The organism is Mycobacterium simiae, assembly GCF_010727605.1.
Classification (GTDB): Bacteria; Actinomycetota; Actinomycetes; order Mycobacteriales; family Mycobacteriaceae; genus Mycobacterium; species Mycobacterium simiae.
The window spans coordinates 642,511-657,517 of the sequence record NZ_AP022568.1 but is presented as its reverse complement, the minus strand read 5'-3'; the positions used below and the strand labels follow the sequence as shown (position 1 = coordinate 657,517).

The following is a 15,007-nucleotide window of genomic DNA, read 5'->3' as shown; positions in this document are numbered from 1 at the left end:
ATGAGCTAGTCGAACAGCATTGCAGCAGTGGGCGAATCATCGATTGTGGCCGCCAGTTCATTGTGTTCGGTGATCTTGTCGATGTCGGTGCCCATCGCGATGTTCGTGATGCGCTCCAGGAAGATCTCGACCACCACCGGAACTTTGTGCTCGCGCGCAAGTTGCTGGGCACGAGCCAGGGCTGGTGCGATCTGCTCGGGGTCTGAGACCTGAATCGCCTTGCAGCCCAACCCTTCCGCCACCCGACGATGGTCGACTCCGTAGCCCTTCGGTAGGTCGGTGTCTTCCGACTCCTGGGCGTTGATGTTATCGAACGCCAGCGAGACGAAGTAGTTCATGTCGAAGTTGAGCTGAGCCTGCCGGATCAACCCGAGGTAAGAGTTGTTCACCACGACATGGACGTAGGGCAGGTTGAACTGTGCGCCGACGGCGAGCTCTTCGATGAGGAACTGGAAGTCGTAGTCGCCCGACAGCCCGACCACCGTGGCGGAGGGGTCGGCGGCGACCACGCCGAGCGCGGCGGGCACTGTCCAACCCAGGGGGCCGGCCTGGCCGCAGTTGATCCAATGCCGCGGCTTGAACACCTGCAGGAATTGGCCGCCCGCGATCTGGGAGAGGCCGATGGCCGTGACGTAGCGTGCGTCCCGGCCGAACGCCCGATTCATCTCTTCGTACACGCGCTGCGGTTTGATCGGGATGTCGTTGAAGTGGGTCTTGCGGTGCATCGTCCGCTTGCGTTCTTGGCAACCGCTCACCCAGTCCGTGAAGTCCGGCAGGGCTCCGGCGGTGCGGCGTTCGGACGCCGCGGCCACCAGCAGTTCCAGCGCCGCCTTGGCATCGGAGACAATCCCAAGGTCCGGGGAGAACACGCGGCCGATCTGGGTGGGTTCGATGTCGATGTGGACAAACCGGCGACCCCGCCGGTAGGTGTCGAGCCCGCCGGTGTGGCGATTGGCCCACCTGTTGCCGATACCCATGACGAAATCCGATTCCAGCAACGTGGCGTTGCCGTACCGGTGTGCGGTCTGCAGCCCGACCATGCCGGCGGCCAGCCGATGATCGTCGGGAATCGTTCCCCAACCCATCAGCGTCGGCACCACCGGGACGTTGAGCACTTCGGCCAACTCGATCAGCAGTGCCGAGGCGTCGGCGTTGATGATGCCGCCGCCGGCGATGATGAGCGGGCGTTGCGCACTGCACAGCATATCGAGAGCTTTGCTGATCTGTGCCGCGGTGGCCGAGGGCTTGTAGACCGGCAGGGGAGCGTAAGCCTCTGGGTCGAAATCGATTTCGGCCAGCTGAACGTCGATCGGCAGGTCGATCAGCACCGGACCGGGCCGACCCGAGCGCATCAGGTGGAACGCCTGGGCGAAGGCCCCGGGAACCTGCCCGGGCTCGAGAACCGTCATCGCCATCTTAGTGACGGGCGCTGCGATCGAGGCAATATCGACCGCCTGGAAGTCCTCTTTGTGCAACTTGTTCACCGGGGCCTGGCCGGTAATGGCCAGGATCGGGATGGAATCGGCGCTGGCCGAATACAAGCCGGTGATCATGTCGGTGCCCGCCGGGCCTGAGGTGCCGATGCACACACCGATGTTGCCCGGTGCTGCGCGGGTGTACCCCTCGGCCATGTGACTGGCGCCTTCGACGTGGCGCGCCAGCACATGCTGAATTCCGCCGTGCGCACGCATCGCCGAGTAGAACGGGTTTATCGCCGCGCCGGGCAGCCCGAACAGTTTGGTCGCACCCTCGATTTCGAGGATCTTCACCGCCGCGTCGACAGTGCGCATTCGTGTCATTGGGTGCCACCTTCCGTGTGTCCTGACAGACGCTCGACACCGCGCAGCAAGCCGGAGTGGTCGAGGGACCCGTCTCCGTTGGCCAGGGCCGACGCCATCAGTTGGGCGACGACGGCGCCGAGCGGGATGGCCGCGCCGGCTTCGCGGGCCGCGCTGGTGACGATGCCCATGTCCTTATGGTGCAGCTCGATCCGGAAACCGGGATCGAAGTTGCGGGATAACATCTTTGACGCCTTTTGGTCGAGCACTGCGGAGCCGGCCAGCCCGCCACCGAGCACCTTGACCGCCGCGTCCAGGTCGACTCCGTAGGCGCGGAGGAAGTTGATCGCCTCGGCGAGGAGCTCGATGTTGCCTGCGACGATCAGTTGGTTGGCGGCCTTGACGGTCTGACCCGCCCCGTTGGGGCCGACATGCACGACCGTTTTGCCGACAATCTCGAGAAACGGTTTGGCGGCGGCGAAATCCTCGTCGGTGCCGCCGACCATGATCGACAGTGTCGCGTTCTTGGCCCCGGCCTCGCCGCCGGACACCGGGGCGTCGATGAGACGCAACCCGCGCTCGGTGGCTTCCTTCGCCAGCTGTGCAGTGATGTCTGGCCGGATCGAAGAAAAGTCGATCACCAGCGTCTCGGGTCGGGCGTTGGCGAAAACACCGCCCTCAGAGAGCAATACGGTTTGGACATCGGGGGAGTCGGGCACCATGACGGCCACCACATCGGCATCCTTGACCGCGTCGGCGATGGAGTCCGCTTCCGTCCCGCCGGCCTCGATCAGTGCCGCGGCTCGGCCGGGCGAGCGGTTGTAGCCGATAACCGTGTGTCCGGCGCGGGCGAAATGGCAGGCCATCGGATTGCCCATGATGCCCAGCCCGATAAATGCGATCGTGCTCACCGATTCCTCGTTCCTGTCAGTGTGTTCAGTGATTCGACGTTGAAGCCGCCGCGGCCCCGCTCGGACGCCGGCAACCAGTCGAAGGTGTCGGCCCGAGAGGGCTTGTATTCCAAGCCGATATAACCGCCGTACTCCGATCCCAGAACGCCGAAGTACTCGCCGAGCGGAACCTCGCCGGTGCCGGGCTCGCCGCGGCCGGGGGCATCGGCGATTTGGATGTGTCCGATCAGGCCCCGGTGGGCTTGCACGGCCGCGACCACATCGTCGTTGTTGACATACAGGTGGTAGAAGTCCGCCAAGAGACGCAGGTTGGTGGTACCGGCCTCCGCGTTCACGCGGTCGATGACGCCAACGGCGTCGGCAGCGGTCTTGAGCGGGTAGAGCGGTGCGCCGCTGACCGGCTCGATGAGTACCGTCGCACCGATTTGCTGCGCGGCTTGCGCGGCGTAGGCGATGTTCTTGGCCGCCACATCGTCTTGAACGTCGGGGGCCACACCCTCAATCCGGTTGCCGTACAAGGCATTGAAAGCCTTGGTGCCCAAGGCCTCGGCGATGCTGACGGCGACGCGCACGTTGTCGCGGAATTCGGTGGTCAGGGCGGGGTCAGAGAGAATACCCCGGTCGCCGCCGGCCATGTATCCGGCGAAGAAGTTCAGGCCGGACAACTGCACCCCGCCCTGCTCGATGGCGCGAATGAAGGCCGTAACGTCGGCCTCCGGGGGTGTGGCTTCGATGAAAGGCCACCAAAATTCCACTGCCTCGAAGCCCGCCGCCCGCGCGGCGGCCGGCCGTTCCAGTACGGGTAGGTCGGTGAAGAGTATCGAGCAGTTCACTGTATAGGTCGCAGTAGCCATAGTTGTCCTTCCTGCTTAGACCGCACAAAGTCGGCGTGCCCATCGAAGCGGGCCCGCTGCACGTCACGAAAGAGCATGGTTTCGTATTGCGGAATATCCGCATCGGAATACGGAATAAGTCAAGGCGATACCAACTATGGTGTCAACTCCGCCGGCGCCGGGGACAACGCCAATTGTCGCCTTTGATAGGCAGTTTGGATCGGTGGCAGGGTGTCGGGTAGGAAACTTTTGACATGAATTCCGCGCGTATGTCAGGTTGTCCAGATGGAAGTCAGATTCCGTCTGACGGAATGTTTCGCTTGCGGCTCAACCTTGATGGGATGGTCTCCTGATGCGGGGCAACATCGTGCTGGCGCCGGACAAGTTCAAGGGCTCGTTGACGGCCGAGCAGGCGGCGTGGGCGATGGCCCAAGGGGTCAATCGGGCTGACCCGGAACTGACCCCGATCGTCTGTCCGGTCGCCGATGGGGGCGAGGGGACTTTGAGCGCGGTCGTGGCGGCCGGATTCGAGCCGGTCGACGCCGCGGCGTGTGGTCCGACCGGTGCACCGGTGCGCACCGGCTATGCCAGCAAGGACGGGCGTGCGGTCATCGAAATGGCCGATATCTGTGGCCTGCAACGACTTCCGGGAGAAACGCTAGCGCCGATGACGGCGACGAGCTACGGGCTGGGGCAGGTAATCGCCCAAGCACTCGACGACGGATGCCGTGATCTGGTGATCACGGTGGGCGGAAGCGCGAGTACTGACGGCGGTGTGGGGATGCTGTTGGCGCTGGGCGCCGAGGTCCAGGATCGCCATGGAGCCGCGATTGCGCCCGGCGGACAGGGCTTGGCCGATGCCGCCCGTCTAGAGCTGAGCCGGTTGCATCCGGGTCTGAGCACGGCCACCGTCACCCTGGCCGCCGACGTAGACAGCCCACTGTGCGGGCCGCTCGGTGCCGCGGCCGTTTACGGACCGCAAAAAGGGGTCAGCGCCGATCAAGTCGGCGAATTGGATTGCGGTCTGACTCACTGGGCGGACCTGGTGGCACGGGTGACCGGCGAGGATCGCCGTAATGCGCCCGGCGCCGGTGCCGCGGGTGGGGTGGGGTTTGGCGCGCTGGCCGTGCTGGGCGCCCAGATGAAACCCGGCATCGACATGATCCTCGAGCTCGTCGAGCTCGATCGAAAGTTGTTGGATGCCATCATGGTCATCACGGGGGAGGGGTCCCTCGATCAGCAGTCCTTGCGCGGCAAGGCGCCGGTGGGTGTTTCCCGGCATGCGCGCGCACACGGCATACCCACCTTCGCTGTGGCCGGCATATCGAGCCTGACGGGCGCCCAGGCCCGCACCGCGGGTTTCCGCGCGGTGCGCACCCTCAACGAAGTCGAGCCGGATCTGACCCGTTGCACGGCCAACGCTGCGGAACTGCTGATCAGGGTGACCGAGCAGCTGGTCCGGGACAGCACCCAATCCGGGCAGTCGCAGCCCCATTCTTTCGCGGAGCGCGGTCGGTCGGTTGATATCTAAAATCAATCACACTGGGGTGTCCGGAAACCGCGCGCTAGCATCTGCTGCATACCGGATCTGGACCGCACACCGCTGGGCTGTCGGCAGTTCGTGACCGAAGGAGGTCCGCCCTATGCCAACCCTTTTGCTGGATCACCCGAGCTTCGCGCAGCATCGGACCGCGGGCGGTCATCCGGAACGGCCGGACCGCTACCGCGTGGTGGAAGCGGCGCTGCGTCAGCCGCAATTCGACACCCTGATTCGCGAGCGTGCCGAGATCGCCGATCTCGCGGCGACCCGCTATGTGCATTCCAACCGCTACGTCGACGAGCTTGAAGCCGCCCGTCCGGCGGAAGGCTATGTATACCTCGATGGCGGCGACACCATGATGGAGCCGTCGACCTGGGAGGTGGTGCTGCGCGGGGTCGGCGGCACGCTACAGGCGATCGACGGCGTGTTGAGTCGCCGCGTACAAAACGCTTTCGTGGCTTGCCGGCCACCGGGGCATCACGCCGAAACCGAACGCGCCATGGGCTTTTGCTTGTTCAACAACATCAGCATCGGCGCGCGGCACGCGCAGCAGGAGCACGGCGTGCAACGGGTTGCGATCGTCGACTTCGACGTGCATCACGGCAATGGCACGCAGCAAATTTTCTACTCGGATCCCGATGTGCTGTACGCGTCCACCCACCAGATGCCACTGTTCCCAGGCACGGGTGCCGTCGGCGAGACCGGGGTCGGCAATATCTTCAACTCACCGCTGCGTCCCGGTGACGGTGGCGTGGAATTGCGGGCGGCATTCCAGCAACGAGTCCTGCCCGCGCTCGACAGCTTTGCTCCGGAGCTGATCCTGGTGTCCGCGGGGTTCGACGCGCACGAGCGGGACCCGCTCGGCTCGCTGACGATGACCGCCGACGACTTCGGTTGGGTTACTCGCGAGTTGCTGAATGCCGCCGAAAAGCATTGCGACGGCAGGCTCGTCGCAATTCTCGAGGGGGGTTACGACTTGAGGGGTCTAGCGGATTCCGTCGTCGCGCATGTCGGCGAACTCATCAAGGGGTAACCGACGCCGTTACGCTACGGGCTGCGATCTGAGTTTGACTGCCATGCTGTATTCGGCACTGGGCACCCGGAATCGAGCCTGGCTCAGCTTGAGCAGCCGCCCGTCGATCGCGTACTGCCCGATGGCATTGATCTCGACGTGGTGCTCAGAGCCGTCAGTCTTGTTGGCTTCCAGGACGAGACGTGTGGCGTAGCGATTCCAGAACCGGAACTCCTCGACCGTGACCACATTTCCGTGCGCGATCTGCGCCCGCTCCAGGGCGCAAAAGTTGGCGAACTCGTCTCTGCTGTAGGTTTTTCCGTTGTCCCGATGCTCGTACTCCTGGGCGAAGAACGCATCCATCACGTCCGCCACACTGCGATGGGAGCAAAACAGCAACTCGCGTAGCGCATCACCGAACGATGGTCGGATCACCAAATCTCCTCCCGTCGCGATGTTTTTCCAATGTACCGGCCGCCCTGGCCTGTTGAAGCTGGCTGATATGACGAAAAGTGAAGCCATCCATCACGATAGCGAATAGGCGTTCACCTCAACCGCCGATCGGCGAACGCGGAATGAGAGTGGCCGGTACGCCGACCCGGTGAGCTGCGCTACCGGAGGCGTGAGTCACCATGCCACCGGCCGGAAGTTTGGCGTGGTGCTTGTGCGGCGCCCCGGGCGCCGATCCATGATGCCCGTCCGGGGCGGCTGCGTGCGAACCGGAGGGCCCAGACACCGCGTTGAGCCAACCGGGTGGTACGGACAAGGTTCCCAAATGGGAGGCTTGACCGAGACCCGCCGCGGGGTCGCCGCCCAATCCTGCCGACCAGGGATCGACGAGCTGATCCAACGCACCCAGCGGCCCGACCGCGCCCAATTCGGGGAGGGCTTCTTCGACACCTAAAAGTGAGTCGCCGCCCACCAATTCGAGACCAGAGCCGGCCAGATCGAGGGCAAATCCACTGATGTCGGTACTCAGCCCGAAGCCGTCTGAACCGAAGCCCAATGCGCTAGTACCGATCTCGGGAGCGCTGCTGCCACTGATGTCGACGAGGCTGTGCATCGCTAGGGCGAGTTGCGACGCGCTCTGGATTCCGGCATTGGCGGTGGTAGGGACCGCTTTGCCGGAGGTCTTGGCCACCCGCGACAGCATGCTGAGCGCGGAGAGTCCGGAGAGCCCGGAGGAGGCCAGCGGCGCGCCCGTGCCCAGCGTCGTCGACGCGCCGGAACCCGGTCCGGCCAGGCCTTGCAACGTGGTTGCCGCCGACTGCAGCAACTTGGCCGACATGCCCTGGGCGCTGCTGTCGGGCCCGCTCGCATCGGCCGTTCGTGGGGGAGCTGTAAATGCCGAAAGTCCGGACGCGGCAACCGCGTTAGCCGCGTAGCCGTACATCGCCGCCGCGTCGATTGCCCACATGTCGGCGTACTCGGCCTCGGTGGCCATAATGGCCGGCGTGTTCTGGCCAATCAGGTTGCTGGCAATGAGCGCGGCTAGGCGTGCCCGGTTGGCGGCGATCAGCGTCGGGGGCACCGTCATCGCAAAAGCCGTTTCGTAGGCGCGGGCCGCGGCGGTGGCCTTCATCGCGACGTCTTCGCACTGGGCTGCGGTGGCCCGCACCCATCCGGTGTAGGGCAGTACCGCGGCTGTCATCGCTATCGAGGACGGCCCCGTCCAGGATTCACCGATCAATTCGGCGACCACCGACTCGCATCGGCCGGCCGCAACGTACATCTCCGCGGCCAGCTCCTCCCACTCGGCGGACGCGGTCAGCAGAGTCCCAGGACCGGGGCCCGAGTACATCCGGCCGGAGTTCACTTCCGGTGGTAGCGCTCCGAAGTCCATGTTTGCCTCGCTTGTGGTCATGCGATGTGTCGCTGATCTCATCGCGCCTCGAGCGCGTGTTGTATACAGTATTCAGTTAGCAGGTTTGCTCGGTGGTTTCGAAGCCCACTCATATGAAACTCATATGTCCCCTAGCTCGGGTGCGGACTGGGACGGCTAAGCGGGAAAACCCGGCCTATCGTGGAGCCATGTGCCGGAACATCACCGAACTACGCGGTTTGCAGCCAGCTGCCACCGCGGAAGAGATCGCGGCTGCGGCGCGTCAGTATGTGCGTAAAGTCAGCGGCATCGTTCACCCGTCCGCGGCGAACGTCGAGGCGTTCGAGGCGGCGGTCGCCGAGGTCACGCAGACCACGACGCGGTTGCTGGAGGCGCTACCGCCGCGCCGGCAACCGCCCAAGACTGTCCCGCCATTGCGCCGGCCCGAGGTCCGGGCGCGGCTGGCCGTGGCCGAATGACGCTCACCGCAACGACTGCCGCGCTCAAGGAGTGGAGCGCGGCTGTGCATGCGCTGCTGGACGGCCGGCAATATGTGCTGCTGCGCAAGGGTGGGATCAAGGAGAAGCGGTTCGAAGTGGCCGCGCCGGAGTTCTTGTTGTTCCCCACTGTTGCGCACAGCCACGAAGAGCGCGTGCGGACTGAACATCGCGATCTGTTGGCGCCGGCGGCGGCCGACAGCGCCGAAGACCGGCTGGTGATCCGTGCCGCCGCGAAAGTGGTTGCCGCGCTGGCTGTTAACCGACCGGAACGGCTCGAGGAGATCGAGGACTTGCATATCTGGACGGCGGAATCGGTGCGCGCTGACCGGCTCGACTTCCGGCCCAAGCACAAACTCGCGGCGCTGGTGGTGTCGGTGACTCCGCTGCTCGAGCCCCTTGCCCTGACCCGCATCCCCCAGTACGGGGGTTGCACAAGCTGGGTCCAGCTGCCCGCGCGGCCGGCGCTGGGGGCGCCGATCCACGACGACGCGGTGTTAGCCGGCGTCGCGGCCCGGGTCCGCGACGCCGTGGGCTGACAGGTCAGTCGGGCCGACCGGAAGCAGCAGGCGGGACCGCCCGTAGACAATGGCATGGGTGGCCGGCTTCGTCTGGCGGGCGGTAAGCATCGGCTCGTCGGTGCCCGAGTTCGGGGCATAGCGCGGCGACCAGCTGCCGGTGACCAGCACCCGGATGCGGCAGCCGGCGCGGAAGCGGTGCGCGATCGGGTCGAGTTCGATGGTGACCAGCTGCGCCGGGGCGCTCAACCGGCGGTAGGCATCGCTGACATTGCGCGACCTGCCCTTCGCGTCGACCTCGCTGACTCGCACGAACAAGTCGACGTTGGGGTTATCCGAGCTGTGCTCCAGCTCGATCACCGGGTTGCCGTATACGCCCAGATCGTCCAAAAGCGTTGCGCTGTCGAATGTCAACACGTCGTCGCGCCGTGCCAGCGGGCTGTCGTCGCGGTAGCCGCCGACCGGGGCCAGCAGCGCACCGCCGGTAGTCGGTGTGGGGTTGGCGGGGTCGTAGCGGAACGTCACCGGTGCCAGCCCCTTGGCTTCGGGGGGTGTGTCGTGCAGGTAGCGGCCGGGCCATAGATACAACGCGCGCTGGGTGGTGACGGGCGGCCAATCCGGCAAGTTACGCCAGCCCTGTCCGGTCACGCAGACCCGAACCCGGCTCGGCCGTCGCAACGCCGAAATTCCGGCCAGATGGGTGTCCAGCCAGTCCAGCGATTCGCGCGCGCCGGTGGACAGTCCCTTGGTGAGCAACTCGCTGTGCGTCCACGGGCCAATGGTCATCGCCACGTCGACGCCGCGCCCGCGCAGGTGGCGGTACTGCTCGACGGTCTGCCGCAAAAAGATGTCCTGCCAGCCGCCCAGCAACAGCACCGGTACGTCGACGCGGTCCAACGATGTGCCGAACCGCAACCGCTCCCAGAACGGAAGTTCTAAGTCGGTGTTCTGTACCCACGACTCGAACCATGGCGCCCCGGCGCCGAGCATCCGACGGGCCGCCGCGCCGAAGGGGGCCTCGGCCACCGCGGCCGCCACCCGCTGCGGCGCCCGCAGCTGACGCAGCCCCGCCTTGAGGCGCACTGAATCTTCCTGATGGGCCATCATGTCGCTCCAGCCCAAAAAGTCCCCCGCCGCAAAGGATCCGGTGTCCCACACCGATGCGGCGAAATCGTGGGGGCCTGCCACAATGACGGCCGCGGCCAACTGCGGCGGCGGGTCCTGCAAGATCGCCCACTGCGTGAAGCCCAGATACGACGGTCCAAGGGTAGCGAATCGGCCGGTGAACCAGGGCTGCTCGATGAGCCATGCGACGGTGTCCGCCCCGTCCTCGGCCTCGTGAATCATCGGCTCGAATTCGCCCGCGGAGCCGAAAGTTCCACGCGCACTTTGCAACACGACGTGATAGCCACGCGACGCATACGGCTGGGCGAACAACAGCGAGAACGGAAACCCGCGCCCGTACGGCCCACGCACCAGCACGGTGCCGACAGGACTGGAGGTGGTGGGCGCGTAGTGGTCGGCCACCAGGCGCGCCCCGTCGCGCATCGGTACTTCGACCCGGTTCACCGTGTACCCCGTGCTGGCCGGCCGCAGACCCAACACGCGCCCCAGCGCGTTGCCCCCGAATTGGCGCAGGCTGCGCAGCGCCGGTTCGCCGGGACGCGTCGATGTCATGCACACGCCCACCAGGTTAAGGCCGAGGCGTTTGCTGTTCCGGGAGGGTCAGAACTTGTAGTACGGGGTGAGGTCGTTGGCCCGTTGCAGATTGGTGGACGGGCAGTCGACTTCGGGGTTGGAGTAGACCGTGGAGAAATACAGGGCCTGCTGCAGCACACCGTAGCTGGTTTTGAACGCCACCATGCAGGAGAAGTACCAGTAGCTGTTGTGGTAGGTCGGCTTGAGCACCCAGTATGTCGCGGCGCGGTGTCCCTGGATCGTCGTTTCGAGCGCGTCGGGTGGCAGCGATTGTTCGTAGGTGCGCCAGATGATCGGCTCGACGGCCAGCTGGTAGTTGCCCGCATCCAGGTGGCAGCGCAGACCGTCCTCGTGTTCGGGCGGCGTGAAGGCCAGGCCCAGCCGCTGCAGGACGTCAAAGGGGATGTCTTCGCACGCGTCGAACGGCCGCGGGTCGGTGGTGGCGATGATCGGACTCTTCATCGTGGTTTCCAGCGGCAGCGCGGTGGACCGCAGCTGGAAGGTATTGCCACCGGCAGTCGATGCCGGCGGCGAACTGTGCCAACCCAGCACGACCGCTGTCATCACCGCGCCGAGCGCCCCGATCAGGCGCACCTTGGTGAACATGACACCCCCTACCCTCGGCGGTCCTTGCCGGGAGTGTACAAGTCACCTGAGCGGAGGCCACAGCTAAACCCGAACCGGGGTGGTCGGCATGGCCGTCGCGGCGGTGAACGGCCTAGCGGGACCGGCCGCGGCGCGCCGAGTCGTTAGGCTGGTTAGTCGTGGTGACACCGGACTCGACCAACGGAGGCCAACAGACCTCCCAACCGACACTGTGGGCGGTCTCGGATCTGCACACGGGTCACTTGGGCAACAAGCCGGTCACCGAATCTTTGTATCCGTCCTCTCCCGACGACTGGCTGATCGTCGCCGGTGACGTTGCCGAGCGCACCGACGAGATTCGCTGGGCGCTTGACCTGCTGAGACGGCGGTTCGCCAAGGTGATCTGGGTGCCAGGCAACCATGAGCTGTGGACGACCAATCGGGATCCCAACCAGGTTTTCGGTAAGGCTCGCTATGACTACCTGGTGAACATGTGCGACGAGATGGGCATCGTCACGCCGGAACATCCCTTTCCGGTGTGGACCGAGCGCGGTGGCCCGGCGACGATCGTGCCGATGTTTCTGCTCTACGACTACACCTTCTTGCCGGACGGGGCGCTGAGTAAAGCCCAGGGTCTGGAGATCGCACGCGAGCGCAACGTGGTCGCCACCGACGAATTTCTGCTGTCTCCGGAGCCCTATCCGACCCGCGACGCATGGTGTCGGGAGCGCGTGGACATCACCCGCGCCCGCCTCGAGCAACTCGACTGGATGACGCCGACTGTGTTGGTGAATCATTTCCCGCTGGTGCGTGAGCCCTGCGACGCGCTGTTCTACCCGGAGTTCTCGCTGTGGTGCGGCACCACCAAGACCGCCGACTGGCACACCCGTTACAACGCGGTCTGCTCGGTCTACGGTCATCTGCACATCCCCCGTACCACCTGGTATGACGAGGTGCGCTTCGAGGAAGTTTCGGTGGGCTACCCCCGAGAATGGCGGCGTCGCAAGCCATTCAGCTGGCTGCGCCAGGTGCTGCCCGATCCGAGATATGCGCCGGGCTACCTCAACGAATTCGGGGGACATTTCACCATCACCCAAGAGATGCGGGAACAGTCCGCGAAATTCCGGGAGCGGTTGCAGCAACGGCAGTCCCGATGACCGCCGACATGTTGATGTCGTCGGTGCTGCCGGCGACGCAGGACATGGCGTATTCGGAGGTGTACTCGGACCCGCCCGGCCTGACCCCGTTGCCCGAAGAAGAGCCGCTGATCGCCAAGTCGGTGGCCAAGCGGCGCAACGAGTTCATCACCGTTCGGCACTGTGCCCGGATCGCTCTCGGTGAGCTGGGCGTGCCGGCGGTACCGATCCTCAAGGGCGACAAGGGCGAGCCGTGCTGGCCCGACGGGGTGGTCGGCAGCCTGACGCACTGCACCGGCTACCGTGGTGCGGTGGTGGGGCGCAGCCCCGCCGTGCGTTCGGTGGGCATCGACGCCGAGCCGCACGATGTGTTGCCGCACGGTGTGCTGGACGCGGTCAGCCTCCCCGCGGAGCGCAGCGAGATCCCGCAGGCCATGCCGACGGGCTTGCATTGGGATCGAATCTTATTCTGCGCCAAGGAAGCAACGTACAAGGCGTGGTTTCCGCTGACTAAGCGGTGGTTGGGTTTCGAAGACGCCCACATCACCTTCGAGGTCGATGGCACCGATGCGACGACCGGTCAGTTCGTCTCCCAGATCCTGATCGACCCGGAGGCATTGTCGGGGCCGCCGCTAAACGAGCTGCGCGGGCGTTGGTCGGTCGAGCGCGGGCTAGTGCTCACCGCGATCGTGCTATGAGCGAAGGCTCCGGCGGGCCCAGCGGCCCCGGGTTGGTCGTCGTGGACAAGCCGGCCGGAATGACCAGTCACGACGTCGTGGGCCGTTGCCGCCGTATCTTCGCCACCCGGCGAGTTGGCCATGCGGGGACGCTGGATCCAATGGCCACCGGTGTGCTGGTGATCGGGATCGACCGCGCCACCAAGATCCTCGGCCTGTTGACGGCCTCGGCCAAGTCGTATGCGGCCACCATCCGGCTGGGGCAAACCACCGCCACCGAGGATGCCGAAGGTGAAGTCCGGCAAACCATTTCGGCCGCGCATCTGACGGACGAACAGATCGCCGCCGCGGTCGCCGGACTTCGCGGCGACATCGAACAGGTGCCGTCGGCGGTCAGCGCGATCAAGGTCGGGGGCCGTCGCGCCTATCAATTGGTCCGCGACGGCCAGGAGGTCGAACTCAAGGCCCGTCCGGTGCGGATTGACCGGTTCGAGATTTTGTCGACCCGCCGCGATGCCGCACTGATAGACCTCGACGTCGAGGTCGACTGTTCGGCGGGAACCTACATCCGGGCACTGGCCCGTGACCTCGGCACCGCGCTCGGCGTGGGCGGGCACCTGAGGGCGCTGCGGCGCACCCGCGTGGGGCGGTTCGAGCTGGACCGGGCCCGGTCACTCGACGAATTGGCGGAACGGCCGCAGCTGAGCTGGACGCTGGACGAAGCGTGCCTGCTGGTGTTCCCGCGGCGGGTCCTCACCTTCGAAGAGGCCGAGGCCACCCAACACGGCCGGCCCCTGTCGCCGGCGGGGATCGACGGTGTCTATGCGGCCGCCGATCCGGCCGGCAGGGTGATTGCGTTGCTGCGCGACGAGGGCGCGCGGACAAAGCCCGCGGTGGTCCTCCGCCCCGCGACGATGCAGGACTGGAAGTCCTGGTGAGGAGTGGGGTGTTGGGATTGGGCCCCGCGACGATGCAGGAGTGGAGGTCCTGGTGAGGAGTGGGGTGTTGGGATTGGGCCCCGCGACGATGCAGGAGTGGAAGTCCTGGTGAGGAGTGGGGCGACGCTCTCGCGCTCAGAGCCGCCCGAGCAGTTCGGCCTTCTTGGTGGCGAACTCCTCGTCGGAGAGGATGCCGCGCTGATGCAGGCCGGCTAGTGATTCGATGGCCGCGACGATCGCGGCAGGATCCTCGGCGCCGCCGGAAGCCGGCCTGGGTGCCGGCGGCTCGGCTGCCGGTGGCTCGGGTGCCGGCTGCGGCGGCGGGCCGGACTGGTACTGCGACTGAACGTGCGGCTGGTATGCAGTGGATGGCGTTTCGGCCGACTGCTGCCCGCTGACCTCACGCAAGCTGGAAACGCCGAAGCTGCCGAGCTGACTGGTGAAGGTCACCGAGCTGTACCCGCCGCCCTGCTGCTGTTGCACACCGGCAATCCGGTGCTCGCCGGTGTCGAAAACCTTTGCGACGCCGTTGATCTCGATCACCAGACGTCTGGTGCCGGGAAAGAATGCGTAGCGCACGTCGTTCTGCCCGCCGACCGCACTGGGCGCCCCGAGTTCGGCCGGCCACCAGTTGTTCGAGCCGAGTCCGCCCAGGGCTGGCGCGGCCGCAGGCGGAAACACCTCGGTGGTGGACAGCAGCTGGGCCAACTCGTTGCACAGCGCGTCGACCCGTGCCTTGAGCGCGTTGTCGAACATGTTGCCGACCATCGTCATTCCGCCGCGCATCCATTGCCCGTTCCCGCCGAGCTCCGGGATGGAGAACTGGGCCATGGTGCCGCCGCCGGCGCGGAGGGCAACCAGCATGGCCAGGACGGCATCCTGCGAGAGGCCGTGGCGCGCGGCGACGTCGGCGATAGCGGTGGCGGCTTCGGGAGTCACCGTTGCCTTCATGTCGTGCATCCTTCGTCGTCGGTATTAATTCGAGCCTACGCAAACGGCGAACAATAAGCACCGCACTGCGGCGTCGCCAGCGGGGGTTCCAGCAACCAATGCGGCACGGCT

15 protein-coding genes are annotated in these 15,007 nt (G+C 65.8%); 7 read left to right on the top strand and 8 right to left on the bottom strand.

Annotated features, from left to right (window positions below):
- Positions 1-5: 5 nt before the first annotated feature.
- From gcl to G6N33_RS02985, 3 genes are read right to left on the bottom strand one after another with little or no spacing between them, the layout of a single operon-like run.
- Positions 6-1,799 carry a glyoxylate carboligase gene (gene gcl / locus G6N33_RS02995; protein WP_084952737.1) on the bottom strand — a complete coding sequence of 598 codons (1,794 nt, stop codon included), beginning with the start codon at positions 1,797-1,799 and terminating at the stop codon, positions 6-8.
- The gene (locus tag G6N33_RS02990) at positions 1,796-2,689 is read right to left on the bottom strand and encodes a 2-hydroxy-3-oxopropionate reductase (RefSeq protein ID WP_044510911.1); all 894 of its coding nucleotides are present in this window, start codon (positions 2,687-2,689) and stop codon (positions 1,796-1,798) included. The genes gcl and G6N33_RS02990 overlap by 4 nt, the downstream gene beginning before the upstream one ends.
- Positions 2,686-3,543, bottom strand: a complete 858-nt coding sequence (locus tag G6N33_RS02985) for a hydroxypyruvate isomerase family protein (protein ID WP_101528519.1) — start codon at positions 3,541-3,543, stop codon at positions 2,686-2,688. The genes G6N33_RS02990 and G6N33_RS02985 overlap by 4 nt, the downstream gene beginning before the upstream one ends.
- A gap of 331 nt (positions 3,544-3,874) precedes the next feature.
- On the opposite strand from G6N33_RS02985, the gene G6N33_RS02980 reads away from it, so the two are divergent.
- Both G6N33_RS02980 and G6N33_RS02975 read left to right on the top strand, forming a co-directional pair.
- A complete protein-coding gene (locus tag G6N33_RS02980; protein WP_044510916.1) occupies positions 3,875-5,053 on the top strand; it encodes a glycerate kinase in 1,179 nt (392 codons plus the stop codon).
- Between the two features lie 112 nt (positions 5,054-5,165).
- On the top strand, positions 5,166-6,095 hold the full coding sequence (locus G6N33_RS02975) for a histone deacetylase family protein (protein WP_044510917.1): 930 nt from the start codon (positions 5,166-5,168) through the stop codon (positions 6,093-6,095).
- Positions 6,096-6,104: 9 nt separating this feature from the next.
- Here the strand turns inward: G6N33_RS02975 and G6N33_RS02970 are convergent, their stop codons facing one another.
- Together G6N33_RS02970 and G6N33_RS02965 are read right to left on the bottom strand one after the other, a co-directional pair.
- Positions 6,105-6,509: a hypothetical protein gene (locus G6N33_RS02970; protein WP_044510919.1), complete on the bottom strand. Its 405-nt coding sequence runs from the start codon at positions 6,507-6,509 to the stop codon at positions 6,105-6,107.
- 115 nt (positions 6,510-6,624) lie between these two features.
- Positions 6,625-7,938: a PPE family protein gene (locus tag G6N33_RS02965; protein WP_231382611.1), complete on the bottom strand. Its 1,314-nt coding sequence runs from the start codon at positions 7,936-7,938 to the stop codon at positions 6,625-6,627.
- 167 nt (positions 7,939-8,105) lie between these two features.
- Here G6N33_RS02965 and G6N33_RS02960 point away from each other — a divergent pair, with 167 nt between their 5' ends.
- Together G6N33_RS02960 and G6N33_RS02955 are read left to right on the top strand one after the other, a co-directional pair.
- On the top strand, positions 8,106-8,375 hold the full coding sequence (locus G6N33_RS02960) for a DUF2277 domain-containing protein (RefSeq protein ID WP_044510923.1): 270 nt from the start codon (positions 8,106-8,108) through the stop codon (positions 8,373-8,375).
- Positions 8,372-8,932, top strand: coding sequence for a DUF1802 family protein (locus tag G6N33_RS02955; RefSeq protein ID WP_044510925.1), 561 nt, complete (start codon positions 8,372-8,374; stop codon positions 8,930-8,932). Before G6N33_RS02960 ends, G6N33_RS02955 begins: the two co-directional genes overlap by 4 nt.
- On the opposite strand, the gene G6N33_RS02950 is transcribed toward G6N33_RS02955, so the two are convergent.
- Both G6N33_RS02950 and G6N33_RS02945 read right to left on the bottom strand, forming a co-directional pair.
- Complete coding sequence (locus G6N33_RS02950) at positions 8,891-10,594, bottom strand: CocE/NonD family hydrolase (protein WP_044513166.1); 1,704 nt, start codon at positions 10,592-10,594, stop codon at positions 8,891-8,893. The two genes, G6N33_RS02955 and G6N33_RS02950, sit on opposite strands and share 42 nt — an antisense overlap.
- Before the next feature lie 42 nt (positions 10,595-10,636).
- Positions 10,637-11,215 carry a hypothetical protein gene (locus tag G6N33_RS02945; protein ID WP_044510926.1) on the bottom strand — a complete coding sequence of 193 codons (579 nt, stop codon included), beginning with the start codon at positions 11,213-11,215 and terminating at the stop codon, positions 10,637-10,639.
- 161 nt (positions 11,216-11,376) lie between these two features.
- Between G6N33_RS02945 and G6N33_RS02940 the strand changes: the two genes are divergently transcribed.
- Genes G6N33_RS02940 through truB form a run of 3 tightly spaced genes read left to right on the top strand, consistent with a single transcriptional unit; the run spans position 11,377 to position 13,945 of the window.
- Positions 11,377-12,351 (top strand): metallophosphoesterase family protein, encoded by a 975-nt coding sequence (locus G6N33_RS02940; protein WP_044513167.1) that lies wholly within the window; start codon positions 11,377-11,379, stop codon positions 12,349-12,351.
- Entirely contained in the window at positions 12,348-13,028 is a 681-nt protein-coding gene (gene pptT, locus G6N33_RS02935; RefSeq protein ID WP_044510928.1) for a 4'-phosphopantetheinyl transferase PptT, read from the top strand. The genes G6N33_RS02940 and pptT overlap by 4 nt, the downstream gene beginning before the upstream one ends.
- Complete coding sequence (truB, locus tag G6N33_RS02930; RefSeq protein ID WP_044510930.1) at positions 13,025-13,945, top strand: tRNA pseudouridine(55) synthase TruB; 921 nt, start codon at positions 13,025-13,027, stop codon at positions 13,943-13,945. Before pptT ends, truB begins: the two co-directional genes overlap by 4 nt.
- Positions 13,946-14,080: 135 nt before the next feature.
- On the opposite strand, the gene G6N33_RS02925 is transcribed toward truB, so the two are convergent.
- Entirely contained in the window at positions 14,081-14,896 is an 816-nt protein-coding gene (locus G6N33_RS02925) for an SHOCT domain-containing protein (protein ID WP_044513169.1), read from the bottom strand.
- Positions 14,897-15,007: the final 111 nt, after the last annotated feature.

Excerpts from the sequence above, each read along its gene's own strand:
- truB (WP_044510930.1), top strand. The coding sequence starts at position 13,025 with ATGAGCGAAGGCTCCGGCGGGCCCAGCGGCCCCGGGTTGGTCGTCGTG.
- G6N33_RS02965 (WP_231382611.1), bottom strand. The coding sequence starts at position 7,938 with ATGACCACAAGCGAGGCAAACATGGACTTCGGAGCGCTACCACCGGAA.
- G6N33_RS02925 (WP_044513169.1), bottom strand. The coding sequence starts at position 14,896 with ATGAAGGCAACGGTGACTCCCGAAGCCGCCACCGCTATCGCCGACGTC.
- gcl (WP_084952737.1), bottom strand. The coding sequence starts at position 1,799 with ATGACACGAATGCGCACTGTCGACGCGGCGGTGAAGATCCTCGAAATC.
- G6N33_RS02980 (WP_044510916.1), top strand. The coding sequence starts at position 3,875 with ATGCGGGGCAACATCGTGCTGGCGCCGGACAAGTTCAAGGGCTCGTTG.
- pptT (WP_044510928.1), top strand. The coding sequence starts at position 12,348 with ATGACCGCCGACATGTTGATGTCGTCGGTGCTGCCGGCGACGCAGGAC.
- G6N33_RS02955 (WP_044510925.1), top strand. The coding sequence starts at position 8,372 with ATGACGCTCACCGCAACGACTGCCGCGCTCAAGGAGTGGAGCGCGGCT.
- G6N33_RS02975 (WP_044510917.1), top strand. The coding sequence starts at position 5,166 with ATGCCAACCCTTTTGCTGGATCACCCGAGCTTCGCGCAGCATCGGACC.
- G6N33_RS02960 (WP_044510923.1), top strand. The coding sequence starts at position 8,106 with ATGTGCCGGAACATCACCGAACTACGCGGTTTGCAGCCAGCTGCCACC.
- G6N33_RS02945 (WP_044510926.1), bottom strand. The coding sequence starts at position 11,215 with ATGTTCACCAAGGTGCGCCTGATCGGGGCGCTCGGCGCGGTGATGACA.
- G6N33_RS02985 (WP_101528519.1), bottom strand. The coding sequence starts at position 3,543 with ATGGCTACTGCGACCTATACAGTGAACTGCTCGATACTCTTCACCGAC.